Annotated in this window: 11 protein-coding genes; 3 read left to right on the plus strand and 8 right to left on the minus strand. The window is 55.2% G+C overall.

What is annotated here, in order from left to right; all coding sequences use genetic code 11:
* Nucleotides 1–106: 106 nt before the first annotated feature.
* A complete protein-coding gene (locus FZF01_RS00590; RefSeq protein ID WP_150276165.1) occupies nucleotides 107–952 on the plus strand; it encodes an acyl-CoA thioesterase in 846 nt (281 codons plus the stop codon).
* A gap of 20 nt (nucleotides 953–972) precedes the next feature.
* Here the strand turns inward: FZF01_RS00590 and FZF01_RS00595 are convergent, their stop codons facing one another.
* On the minus strand, nucleotides 973–2,709 hold the full coding sequence (locus FZF01_RS00595; RefSeq protein ID WP_150276166.1) for a sulfatase-like hydrolase/transferase: 1,737 nt from the start codon (nucleotides 2,707–2,709) through the stop codon (nucleotides 973–975).
* 116 nt (nucleotides 2,710–2,825) lie between these two features.
* On the opposite strand from FZF01_RS00595, the gene FZF01_RS00600 reads away from it, so the two are divergent.
* Together FZF01_RS00600 and rnk are read left to right on the plus strand one after the other, a co-directional pair.
* Complete coding sequence (locus FZF01_RS00600) at nucleotides 2,826–3,719, plus strand: LysR family transcriptional regulator (RefSeq protein ID WP_150276167.1); 894 nt, start codon at nucleotides 2,826–2,828, stop codon at nucleotides 3,717–3,719.
* 297 nt (nucleotides 3,720–4,016) lie between these two features.
* Entirely contained in the window at nucleotides 4,017–4,424 is a 408-nt protein-coding gene (gene rnk / locus FZF01_RS00605; RefSeq protein ID WP_150276168.1) for a nucleoside diphosphate kinase regulator, read from the plus strand.
* 51 nt (nucleotides 4,425–4,475) lie between these two features.
* On the opposite strand, the gene gtfA is transcribed toward rnk, so the two are convergent.
* From gtfA to FZF01_RS00640, 7 genes are all read right to left on the minus strand, one after another.
* Nucleotides 4,476–5,918, minus strand: coding sequence for a sucrose phosphorylase (gene gtfA / locus FZF01_RS00610; RefSeq protein WP_150276169.1), 1,443 nt, complete (start codon nucleotides 5,916–5,918; stop codon nucleotides 4,476–4,478).
* Nucleotides 5,919–6,061: 143 nt separating this feature from the next.
* Nucleotides 6,062–6,979, minus strand: coding sequence for a c-type cytochrome (locus FZF01_RS00615; protein WP_150276170.1), 918 nt, complete (start codon nucleotides 6,977–6,979; stop codon nucleotides 6,062–6,064).
* Nucleotides 6,976–7,623, minus strand: coding sequence for a c-type cytochrome (locus FZF01_RS00620; RefSeq protein ID WP_150276171.1), 648 nt, complete (start codon nucleotides 7,621–7,623; stop codon nucleotides 6,976–6,978). The genes FZF01_RS00615 and FZF01_RS00620 overlap by 4 nt, the downstream gene beginning before the upstream one ends.
* A 392-nt stretch (nucleotides 7,624–8,015) precedes the next feature.
* A complete protein-coding gene (locus tag FZF01_RS00625; RefSeq protein ID WP_150276172.1) occupies nucleotides 8,016–8,387 on the minus strand; it encodes a hypothetical protein in 372 nt (123 codons plus the stop codon).
* A 94-nt stretch (nucleotides 8,388–8,481) separates the two neighbouring features.
* Nucleotides 8,482–9,630: a PIN domain-containing protein gene (locus FZF01_RS00630; protein ID WP_223825340.1), complete on the minus strand. Its 1,149-nt coding sequence runs from the start codon at nucleotides 9,628–9,630 to the stop codon at nucleotides 8,482–8,484.
* 953 nt (nucleotides 9,631–10,583) lie between these two features.
* Complete coding sequence (locus FZF01_RS00635) at nucleotides 10,584–11,045, minus strand: ImmA/IrrE family metallo-endopeptidase (protein ID WP_188434324.1); 462 nt, start codon at nucleotides 11,043–11,045, stop codon at nucleotides 10,584–10,586.
* Between the two features lie 373 nt (nucleotides 11,046–11,418).
* Nucleotides 11,419–11,994 (minus strand): hypothetical protein, encoded by a 576-nt coding sequence (locus FZF01_RS00640; protein WP_150276174.1) that lies wholly within the window; start codon nucleotides 11,992–11,994, stop codon nucleotides 11,419–11,421.
* Nucleotides 11,995–12,029: the final 35 nt, after the last annotated feature.

Below are 12,029 nucleotides of genomic sequence, written 5' to 3' on the forward strand. Positions count from 1 at the left end.
CGGCCATTTGCGCTGCCTATCATGGCCGCCGCGACTTGCGATCCACCGGGCAAATGCCGATGCTTGAAGGCTGAACAAGAACCACGCACAGGATTACCACGTCGACATGAACGAAAATAAAAACACCTTTCACTGCAGCCTGACACCGCGCTTTACCGACCTGGATACCTGGCGCCACGTAAACAACTCGCGCATCTATCAGTTGCATCAGGAAGCAAGATTGCAGGCCCACCTGGACCTGTTTGGTCCTGATGCCTGGTTTTCCGACGAGGTTCGCCTGCGGCCGCTGCGCAGCATTACCGACTTTCGTCAGGTCACCTGGTATGGCAGCGAGGTAAAAGCGCAGGTGCAGGTGCAAACCTGTACCAATGACGATTACAGGGTGCGCAGCGATCTGTTTCAGAACGGTGAACATGTAGGCACCCAGCAGGCGCTCATGGGTGCCTACGAGAACGGCAAACGGGTTGACCTGCCAGCAGCAACCCGTGAGCGGCTGGAAGCCATCGTAAGTAATGATGCGCAGCTCCTGCCGACCCCGGATTATGTAGAGCGAGTCGGCCTGGTAACAAGCTTCCCGGTCATCCAGCAACTGACGCCCCGCTATGCGGATCTCGACGCTGACAGCCAACGCAGCGAAGCCGCTCTGGCTCGCTACATGGAACAGGCGCGCTTCGGCGCCATCCGCCATCTGGATCTGGGCGGGTTGGGCATACTGATCGCATCAATGGACGTCAGCTACCTGCACTTCCAGGCTGGCTGGAAACCGGTTGACCTGCGCGCCGGCATCAACCGCATTGGCAACAGCTCTTTCGTCTTCACCGGCTGCGCTACCAGCGAGCACGGTTTGCAGGCAGCGGCTAACAGCGTGATGGTGGTGATTGACCAGGCCAGTGGTCGCCCGGCACCCATTCCCGATGTCCTGAGAGAACAACTGCAAGGGCTGAAAATCTGACCTGATCAGTCCCTGCCCCGCTAGTTGTACATGAACGTCGGCCCGGGGTGCTCGCGGCCGTCGTCCACTCCGACCTCGGTGCTGACCAGCGCGTTGAGGCGCTGGTTGAGCCCGTTGATCAAACCCCACTGAGCGGGCGGATCCACCGCCAGATTATGCAGCTCATCGGGGTCGGCCTGGGTGTCATAAAGCTCCAGATCATTGTTGCGCATCAGGTCGTCAAGGCCCTCGGGCGTGTGGTGATTGCTCGGCGCAAAATAGCGGGCAAACTTGTAGCGTCCATCATGAATGCCGCGAAACAGTGCGCGGTTGTTACGCGACGGTCCGAGCTGACCCTGGCGCAATGACTCCTTGATGATCGCCCAGGGTGTAACCTTGTCAGTGTTGGTCATCACCGCCTCACTGAATTCCGGATCCAGATACATCACCACGCCATAGTTGAACAGGTGCCCGCGCTCGTCACGCAGAGAACGCAACGCCGCACCGCCCAGGCTCGGCGCCAGGCTGACCCCTGCCAGTTGCGGGTAGCGCTCTGCCTGCATCTGGGGGGTTATCCCCGCCAGCTCGAGCACCGTGGGTACGATATCAACTGCCGAGCCCAGCGCCGGGGTACTGCGAGACTGCTGAATATCGGGATGGCGCACAATGAAATTGACCCGGGTATTTTCCTTGTACATATGCGGCCCCTTCTGCCGCAGCTTGTGCGCCCCGGCCATCTCGCCATGGTCTGCGGTAAGGATAACGATGGTGTCCTGATCGCGACCGCTCTCCTTCAATGCCGCAAGCACCTGGGCAATGGACTGATCCACGTCGCGGATGCAGTTCAGATAGTAACTTTGCAAGCCCTGCCATGCCTGTTCATCATCCGGCGCAATATGCCCATACACCTGATTACAGATGGCCACGTCGGTACGCTGAGCCCAGGGCTTGGTACTCAGGTCATCGGCGTAGAAGCTCTTGGGCAGCGGCACGTCCCATTGCTTGGCATAGACCCCCGTGTTGGGGCCCGGAGATATCGGCCCCAGGTAATTCTGGCGCAGACGCGAGTTCTTCTGCTCCGCCCCCGAGCTGTAGAACATGATGTCGTGGGGATTGACGAAATTGACCGCCAGGAACCAGGGCTGCTCGTCATCCTTGTGATCATGCAACCAGCCTACGGTGTCACTAGCGGTCACCTTGTCAAAGATGAAACCGCTCAGGTGTGAACCATGTGGGTCGCCATTCAGATTGAAATCAGCGAAGCCATAGGGCATCAACTCGTCAGTGGTCGGCCTGACCAGACCATAGGTCAAATCGCTCGATTCAGGGATATGCGAAAGATGCCATTTGCCCTTGTAGGCCGTGTGGTATCCCTGGTCACGCAGCATATGGCCCAGGGTCGGCATGCTGCTTTCCAGCTCGTTGAAGGGGGGCAGACCGATATTGGCAATCACCCCGGTCTTTTGCGTGTGCTGGCCGGTAAACATCACCGACCGGGACGGTGAGCAGGGCGTGGTATTGACGTGGAAATTCTCAAGGCTTACACCCGAAGCCAGCAATTGCTCATGCCCAGGCAGGTGCACCACGCTGGGCAGGTCCGTAAAGGCCCGCTCCTGATCGGTCACAATGAGCAGAATGTTCAGCTTGCTCGCTCGCGGTCCGGGCGGTTGTGGCGCACTTTGAGCCGTGCCAGGCAGAGCCGCGCGGGCACTGATGGATGATGCCAGGCTGCCGGCTGAAAGCGCTCCAGCCCATTTCAGTAGTTCCCGTCGCTTCATCTGATGCTCCTTGCGTCTTTGACGCGGGCTTTTGTTGGTAGACGACAGTGGCAGGCTGACAAAAGCGGATGCATAATTCCAATGCATTTTATGACCTCATTCGATGCGGAGACCGCATGACCAATCTGCAGCAGTTACGCCACTTCGCCGCGCTGGTCGAGCATGGCAACTTCGCCCGCGCCGCCGAAGCGGCCCACCTTAGCCAACCGGCCCTCAGCCGCAGCATTCAGGCCCTGGAAGCCAGCCTGGATTGTCGACTACTGGATCGCCATACCCGCGGCATCAGTCTCACTGTGCATGGCCAAGTAGTGCTCGAACATGCTCAGCGCCTACTGGCCGGCAGCCGCGCCCTGGAGAACGCGGTGAGTCAACTGGACAATCTGGAGGCAGGTGAACTCTTGCTAGGCAGCGGGCCTTACCCCGCAGCGCGGCTGGTACCCCAGGCGCTGGGCCGCATGGCAAGCGACTGGCCGCGGGTCAGGGTAAAGCTGCTGATCGACAACTGGCAGGGCCTTCGTGAGCGGTTGCTGCGCGATGAGCTCGAATTGTTCGTCGCTGACATTCGTGATCTTTCACAGGATCCGTTACTGAGCATCCAAGCGCTGGGCGTGCACCCGGGCGTCATGTTCAGCCGTCCCGATCACCCCCTGGCAGAACGCAGGAATCTGGATATCGAGGAGCTCCTGGAATACCCCCTGGCCGCTACCCGATTGCCTGAAAGTGTCGAGCGTGAATTGAGCTCGGTGAGCGGTCGGGAACAGCCCGTGAGTATCCAGTGCGACAACTTCATGGTGCTCAAAGCCCTGGTGGCGCAGAGCAACGTGCTGAGCATGGCGCCCTGGGATGTCATTGCCGACGACGTCAGCGCCGGTCGACTGGTGATCCTGCCGTTAAGGCATAACAGCTTCAACCAGCACTCGGCGTACGGACTGGTGAGCCGTGCTGGACATACCCTGTCGCCGGCGGCGCAGGCGATGCGGTTGCAGATCCTGGCTGACGCCCCACCGTGAGGCCCTTGCTTTTACCAGTAGATTGATTATGGTGGCAGTAGCTTTTGCCGAGTAATTTTCTCGCTTACCCTACTTTTTATTTACTTTATTTCTTACCTTACAAAGTACCTTTCGCCGCCAATGGAATATTCGCGCACTCCATTTCGAACGCCTCAGGACTTCCTCGTCTAAGCCGGGGCGCTTTCGCGTACCCGGCCGTTTCACACTGCAATTAAACACCGTATCTGTCGCCCGCCGCGCCGCTATTGCGCGCCAGCGGACATATATCGTTTGAAAAGATCAAAAGGAATCGCGCTCATGAGCAGCAATCCAAGCATCGTTATCAGCAAGCTCGACTTACAGCGCCTGGACCAGGTCCTGGACCCGCTGAAATACCCCATGGATACCCTGGAAGCGCTGGAGACTGAAATAGCCCGCGCACGGGTCGTCAGCCACAAGCGCATCAAGCCCGACATCGTTACGATGAACTCCACAGTGCGTTTGCTGGATGAAACCACCGCACGAGAATTCCTGGTGACGCTGGTGTATCCACACAATGCAGGTGGGCCCGACACGGTATCTGTGCTGGCCCCGGTGGGCATGGCGATCCTTGGTCTCAAGATCGGCCAACGCATCGAGTGGTCATCTGCGCAATGCCGGCCACTCAAATTGAAGGTCCTGGACATTCCCTATCAGCCAGAGGCTAACGGGGAATATCACCTCTAGATTAAGCGCCCGAATTTGCTGGCAGGCACAACCGGCCCACTCCAGCAGCGCTCAGCAGGTAAACAACTTCTCGCTGAAATCCACCTCATCGAGGTAGGTGATCCGCGCGGTCTTGAAATTCAGATCCACCAGCAAATGGCAGTAATACTCACCGTGTCGCCAGGCCATGGCGACACTTGAGTCATTGGAGTAATTGAGCTCAAAACGTCCATCGAAGGCCGGATAGCTCGAGCGAAAACGCATGAGTTTCAGCAGCCGTTGCACTACAGGCTGTTCGATGGCCTCATCCATTTCCTCCAGGCTGTAATAGTGCCGATTGATATCACGCAGCTCGCCGGTGGCGTTCATCAGCTCCTCGTCATTGCAGCCGGCGAGCAGGCCGACGTAATACACCTGGGGAATGCCGGGCGTGAAAAACTGAATTGCACGGGCAGCAATGTAGCTGTCGTCATTCTTCATCAAGGCATCGTAAAAGGTACAGGTAAGCTGATATATGGCTCCCACACTGTTTACCCGGGCAGCAGAGCGCCGCAGGATCGGGTCGGCACTGCGCGCGTTGATGTTATCGATCAACTCGCGAATCTTGTCATGGGGTAGTACACCCTCGACATCAGGAATACAGATGCCATCGTGGGTGTCGAGCACGGTAATGCTGTTGCGCGGGCACATGCGCAACCAGTTCTTCAGATACACACTGTTGTTGTCGAGCAGCGTGTAGAGCAGCAGCGGTGGCAAGGCAAAAGCATAGGGGTGCATGTTGCGCCGGCTGATCGCGTACTGGAAGCTGGTGTGGTCGTGCACCTCCGGCAGGCATTCCGCGCCGTACCGGGCAGCGGTCTCGTTGACCCACTCCAGAATGCGATACACATCCGGCTCGACCAGAAAGCAACTGGTGCCGATGCGCTTGGTGGTATAGCCGAACGCATCCAGACGCAGAAGCTTGATGCCTTTGCTTGTAAGAAACTGGATGTATTCTTCCATCAGCCGATAGGTAATGTCCGCTTCATAGTTGAGATCAATCTGCCGTTCGGTAAAGGTGCACCAGACGCGGTCAGTGCTGCCATCGGCAAAGGTTATCTCGCGGAAGGGCTCTTTCTCCTTGCGGATATGAATCTTGGCCAGGTCGTCGGGAGTGATCTCGCCAAACCGGTTGACGTGTACGAAGAGCTCGGCATAGGGCGAGTCAAAACCATTCTGCAGGAAATCCTTGAACTGCTCGGACTCGTCAGAGATGTGATTGACCGTCAGATCCGAACAGATATCGTACTCGTCAGCCAACCGCTCAATGTCCTCCCAGGTCCCAAATGCAGGATCCACTTCCTTGTGCGTCAGGGGGGAAAATCCGCCATCGGCGTTGGAAGGAAAGAACGGCAGGATATGAATGCCACCGATGGCGTCGGATAGATGACGACTGATCGCGGTGTGCAGGTCATGAAGATTATTGCCAAGACGATTGGGGTAACAGATCAGTTGTACTGCGTTGCGTAACGCCAATGCGGAGCACCTCCGTCAGAATGAGAATCCCAGTCAAGCCCGTAACCAAGCATAGCACCTAGGCACAGTGGCGAAAAACCGAGACGGGCCGCCCCGCGTCCACCAATATGCCGCCAGCAATTCACACGCACAGGCCCCAAGTGCTACATACCCTTACCGAGCATCTGACCATTGACGGTCTTGCCATAAAGGTTTTCCCCATCATTGGCGTGATACTTATCGCGGGTTTTCTCAACCGAACCATCAATCAACCGGGGATCCTGTGGCCGCTCGTGGCTGTTCATATAGGCCGCCACATGCCAGGCTTGAGCATCTGACAAGGATCCACCCTTACCCAGAGGCATGCTTTCCTTGATAAACGCAGCGGCAGTATTGATTCGATGCATGCCTGCACCCCAGTTGAAGGAATCCGCGCCCCAGAGAGGTGGAAAAACATAGTCATCCCCGGATTTCTGGCCCTGGCCATTATCACCATGGCAAACCGCGCACTGGGACGCGTAGATCTGCTCTCCCTGCACAAGATCATATCCATCCGATGGCTCAGGCACAGCCGGGTAGCCCCGCCCGGGCAGCTCCTGACCGGTAGGCGCACCAGTAGCAAGCCAGTAGGAATACGCCGAAAGAGCAGCTATAACCGGTCCGTCGGCCGGCGGAGCTGTGCCGTTCATGCTGAATTGGAAGCAACCCTGTATACGCTCAACGTAGCTGTTTACCCTGTCGTTTTTGCTCCGGTAAGCAGGGTACATGGTGTACGCCGCCCAAAGCGGTGCGGAATTGGCTTTGCGCCCCTGCTCAAGATGGCAGTTGGCGCAGGCGAGACCGTTACCAACAAACTCCGGGGCACGGTTTCTGGTGTCGACAAACACCGCGCGCCCCTCCTGCACCAGCTTTCCATAGGCATTGTCTGAAAGCGCACTTTCCAGCGGTGGTCTGAAATCATGGACGCCTGCGCCCACAACTGCACCGGTGACAATCTGCGACTGATCCTCCATCACAATGTCTTCAGCTGACGCGGAAAGGGCAAGAGCGATCAGCAATAAAGGCTTTATGCGCATTCTCATTGGCCTGCTCCTTTTTCAGCCAAGCCGGCGAAGTACTGCGCTACGGCTCCCACCTCGGCATCAGTCAGTTTGCGAGCGATGTGGCCCATCAGGTCATTGGGATCGTTATTGCGCGCACCCTGGCGCCATGCATTGAGCTGCGCGGCTATATATTGAGTTGATTGTCCTGCTAGTGGCGGAAACGCCTCGCCTACGCCCACACCTCCAGGTCCGTGACAGGCTACACATTCCGGGATATTGCGTTCCCATGCACCGCGTAATGCCAGTATCTCACCGACACCCAAAGCCGCAGCTGCACGACCAACCCGCTCGACCGCGGGCCAGGGTTTGTCGGCAAGCATAGTAGACACAGCGTGAGCTTCTTCAGCGCTCAAAGCCGCAGCAATGGGTTGCATGATCGGATTGGCGCGCTCACCGGAAGCGAAATCAGTCAGCTGCTTTTTCATATACTCGGCAGACAGGCCACCCAGCCGGGGAAAGCCCGCGGCACCCATCCCTTCACCCTCAGCACCATGGCAGGTAATGCAAGCCATGGCCGCCGGGTTGGCTCCACCTTTTGTGTATACAGAAACCGAATCTGCAGCATGGATCGGAATGGATACCGCCAGAAGGAGCAAGCAGCTAGTCCAGCGCAAGACGTTCATATCAGAACCTTGTGGATTATTTTAATGTCGGCAAGGGTGCGGTCCCCTTGCCGTTACATTGAGCATAGCCGCAGAAATGGCTGTATGTAGCGAATGCGAGGAGAGAAAGGCGATTGAGATAGGTGATGCCAGATTGAGGCCGGCTGAGGCCGCAAAAAAAAGACCCGTTCCTTTCGGAACGGGTCTTTTCTCTTTCTGGTGCCGGCACCAAGAGTCGAACTCGGGACCTACTGATTACAAGTCGCTAGATGTTACCCTGAGGCCAGTAAAGTCTAGGCTAGTATTGCCAAGGGTACAATAGAGTTAACTAGTTGTTTATGCTTGGTTTTCATGAGTTTTGCCGAGATCGCAAAAACTGGGCACTGTACCACTACTGTACCTTTCTGGTGTACCTATTTTGTACCTTTTGAGCGCGTGAACGGCTTCCATGTCCTTGGCATTCCAGCCGCGCCTAGACCAGCAAATCCCTGACAGCTTTTGCTCAAGCAATCCAGACTCTCTTCATCGATGCCTAGACCGTAGACGAAAACAACAGGGCCATTTGAAAGGACTAACTTTCCCTCGCGGACATCTGCGTCAAAATCATCCGCCCACTTGATGTCCCGTCTCATCCGGCCGATAGATTCGATCCGAGCGCTGTTTCCGTTCACAGTCATAACGGCGTAGGTACCCATGCCATTATCTCCTGCATAGCTACCATCAAAATCACCTTTGCAGCCTGCCAGAACGCAGACCATACCGATAACCAGACATTTATAGAACATAAAACCTTTCTCCTTCGGTGGGTTCAGGCTTTACATCCTGCGTGAGGGCCCGAGGTGTCAGTAGCCCTTCAGACGACTTGAGGAGAGCTTCAAACTAGAAAATTTCTTCCACAGGGGTTTCGGGCGACAAGCCCAACAGTTCGATAATGCTATCCGCCAGCTCTTGGTTTATCTCTGTTACCCATTGAGTGATCAAAGATAAGTAAAAATCGTTAACGTCTTCGTCAGAGACGATCCAGCCAATCTGACTGTTATCGATTGCCGCTTGGAATAAACGTTCGGCGTCTTGTTTCGTCAGGGACTGCCGATATCGATTCAGGTTCGCCACTGCAAAATGAGTGGTAGCGAAACTTCCACTTTCCACCAACTGGAGGATGGCGGCTTCTATTTCTTCACGTGGCACCGCAGCAATAACCTCCTGCGGCGGCACACCGAATTGAAGTGCCGGAGCAGGGGTCTCAGGGACTTGCCGCTGACCGTCATCTTCCACCTCTGGATTTTCGGGCTCCTCCGGAATCCTGGTAGCCACATGCTCCCCGGCATCTGGTTGATTTTGAGTGTTCTTGTAGTAAGCCACTACCTCATTGATAGTCCTAAAAATAGTCAGATGTCCGCCCTGCTTTCGCTCGTTCCACTCCTCAGCTAAAAACGCAAGTGGGCGAGTATTTTTGTCCATCGTTAGAGGGGAAGCGTAGTCACCGTCCTTCGAGACGATAAATAAATCGCCGTTTGGCACCTGAGCCAGCAGTGTCTCCCAGATATACCGATCACCAATGCTTTGAGCTTTTCCGGGAGGATTGCCCTTATTCATTCGCACCAGCGCTTTTTGGTATAACTCATCGTCTTCGACATAACGAGTCGCTTTTTCAAACAGTCTCGAGAGCTTCTGATCAACCTCCAGTTCATCACTCAACGCAAGGGCTATAGCATTTGCGATCAATAGCTTCTTAGCCTGCTCAGCACTTTTTACGGCTTCATCATACTGCCTAGCTGCTTCAGACCCTCGCATATGGTGTGGCACGCCGGTCGGGAGTTGAGCCTTCTTGAAGTCAGACATAGCTACTTGCAGCTTCGCCTCACGATTACGTTTAAGCTCATTTTCAACCTGCTTAGGCAGGTGCAGAACAATTTGGCCCGGCGCCGTGAGCTCTTTGAGTTCATCAAGGATTTCGAGCTTGTCGTCTGAAAAGGAGTAAAAATTAAGAAAGATGTTTGTATCGATAAATAAATGCAGTGCTGGCATCGGCCATTATCCTTGAAGGTGATGTGCAGCCCGACCAAGTCGTCGGCCGCCACGATTGGGCCGTTTGCTCAGGGCTAATTAAAGCCTACTGCAATGTTTACCGCCCCTAGCTCTGTAGATATGTCGGAGAACCTACCTACCAAAATCGGACGACCAGAGTATTTACATACCGGGCCCGAATCACAATGCGAAATCCTAAGCGGGGCAAGCCAAACGAGATCCTGAGATGAGACAGCTCCCTAGCTTGCCAACTTGTAGAAAAACGCCCAAGGAACCCTGCCGGAGACAAACGTCACGCGAAACCGGACGGCGGAGGTTCAAAGTAAAGGTCAGTTGCACCTCCGAACCCCCCTAGACTGGAGACGTCCACGAAGCCATGGCCAATTCACCGGTCCGGCCGTAATCTCCGAGCCTAAACGAGGCGGCCCCCATAGAACGCGGTGTGTTACCGCGGGCCAATAATCTCAAGGAATATTCGATGACAGATGTGTATAAACTCGCGTGTCGAAGGTGAGACCTTCGGTAGAGAAACTAAGGCTTGGGCGTAGTATCGATGCCTTTGAAAATCTCTCGCATCGCCTGAACACTTATGGGAAAGGTTTCGGTTCCTTCCGATTGAAGGTTATCGTGATGATGAAAGTATCGCAGCAAAGCAATCAGTAGCAGGGTGGGCACCGTCGACAACGCGATGATAACTGGGATATCAGCCATTCCCAGGGATCGAGCCGCAAAGAAATGAAAACCAGGCCCTATGGTTAGCCTGAAAGGGCCAATGAAAATAAACCCTAGTAGAGCGGCATAAAATAATGCCACCACCCCTAGCGTCACCCAGGTAAGCCGTCTCTCCCATTTGAAGCGCCAAGCCTTAGTGTCCAGCGTCGCAGCTACGTCCTTTGTCTCCTCGCCCGCAAGTACCTGCTCCGCAGAGCCAGCTAAATCCTCTCCCCGCTCTATCATATGAGACCAAGATTTTTCAGACGGAACCGCATGGCGGCAGGGGAAACCCCAAATTTATCCGCCAGCCCACCTAGATCCCTCATTCCTTTATCCCGAACGAGGTACCTCACCACGTCGGCAGGCATCAACAATGCGGCGGCGAACTGATTAGCCGCCACCTCAATCGGACTAGAGGCAGCCGATGAAAAAGTTGAGCTGTCGTCACGTGGTGCGTGGAGATCTCCATTTACATGATGGCCAAGTTCATGGGCTACTGTGAATCGCAAACGCGGGACATACGCCTCAGGGCTATAAATGATCTCGGGAGCGCCGTCGTTAAAACGATAAAGGCCGCAGTAGCCTAAGTCCTGTTGCGCCTTAACAGTGATCCCCATATCTCGCGCAATAGCCGCCGGGTTCACGGGCAGCTTGCCGTCCCAATGAGCCTTGAGGACGTCGTTTGCTGAGTGATATTTCATGCGCCCTCCTTTTCGGACTGCCATGCAAATACCCGAAGCCAAATGGCGTCCGGGTTAGCGTTTGCTCATAAATATTAGCACGCTGGAATACAAAAAGGTGCGTTTAACGCACCTCAAACCGCAGCAAATAGCAAGGCTTAGAAAAACATTTGGGGAAATAAGGCCGTGCTGGAGTCGGCTCGGCACGCTCTCATACGCAAGCGCACTGTACCTTTAGCTAGCCAACCGTGGTTACGACCCCCTGAGCCAAAGCAACTCAACAGCGCGCCCTTCAATACCTACGTTGGGTAGCTTGAAATGACAGTGCTCCCAGCCGCCTCTAGCCTTAGGCGTCTACGAAACTAGGGCCGATACATAAGTTCTGAGAAATCTCTCAAACCGATTCGTTCAAGTACTTGAGCATAGGCTCAAACACTGCCGCCCAAAGCTTTTCTTCACCATCCCACTCCCCTTCCACACGAACCAAGTGCTCATAGGGTTGGCGTACTTGTCTATCTATCAGGGCTTTCCTTAGAAACCAGCGCGGTACGTAGAGGCTCCCCGAAATTTCTTTAACCATGGACGCGGGAATAGTAATTGTGTGCTCATGCACTAATTCAACTGGAACGCGATAGTCTTCGGGATACCCAACGTAGACTGCAAGGACCCGCACCTTCCTGCTTCTCTCGGTCGGGCCTTTGCCGGCTGGCTGAACTTTTGCTAGCGAAGACGTGCAGACTTTTATTCTGTCACACAACCGGTTATACGAAGAACGTGCCGTCTCCTCACATGAAAAGCTCTGCAATATCCGCCCATTTATCTCTCCGTAGCCGCCCAGCCAAACGTCGACGTTGGCAAACGGCAGCTCTAATTGCAGGCTGCGCGCAGTAGCTCTGATGGGCAGTTCTATGGAATGTATTCTGGTCCTGGTTTTCGTGACTAGGGAATAAATCATGGTCGTGGGGTGCATCGCGTATCTCCTGTAAATGAGTTGATACGATCGTG

It is taken from the genome of Halopseudomonas salina, from assembly GCF_008641105.1.

Coding starts and splice junctions, on each gene's coding strand:
- FZF01_RS00590 (WP_150276165.1), top strand. CDS start 107: ATGAACGAAAATAAAAACACCTTTCACTGCAGCCTGACACCGCGCTTT.
- FZF01_RS00595 (WP_150276166.1), bottom strand. CDS start 2,709: ATGAAGCGACGGGAACTACTGAAATGGGCTGGAGCGCTTTCAGCCGGC.
- FZF01_RS00600 (WP_150276167.1), top strand. CDS start 2,826: ATGACCAATCTGCAGCAGTTACGCCACTTCGCCGCGCTGGTCGAGCAT.
- rnk (WP_150276168.1), top strand. CDS start 4,017: ATGAGCAGCAATCCAAGCATCGTTATCAGCAAGCTCGACTTACAGCGC.
- FZF01_RS00615 (WP_150276170.1), bottom strand. CDS start 6,979: ATGAGAATGCGCATAAAGCCTTTATTGCTGATCGCTCTTGCCCTTTCC.
- FZF01_RS00620 (WP_150276171.1), bottom strand. CDS start 7,623: ATGAACGTCTTGCGCTGGACTAGCTGCTTGCTCCTTCTGGCGGTATCC.
- FZF01_RS00625 (WP_150276172.1), bottom strand. CDS start 8,387: ATGTTCTATAAATGTCTGGTTATCGGTATGGTCTGCGTTCTGGCAGGC.
- FZF01_RS00630 (WP_223825340.1), bottom strand. CDS start 9,630: ATGCCAGCACTGCATTTATTTATCGATACAAACATCTTTCTTAATTTT.
- FZF01_RS00635 (WP_188434324.1), bottom strand. CDS start 11,045: ATGAAATATCACTCAGCAAACGACGTCCTCAAGGCTCATTGGGACGGC.
- FZF01_RS00640 (WP_150276174.1), bottom strand. CDS start 11,994: ATGCACCCCACGACCATGATTTATTCCCTAGTCACGAAAACCAGGACC.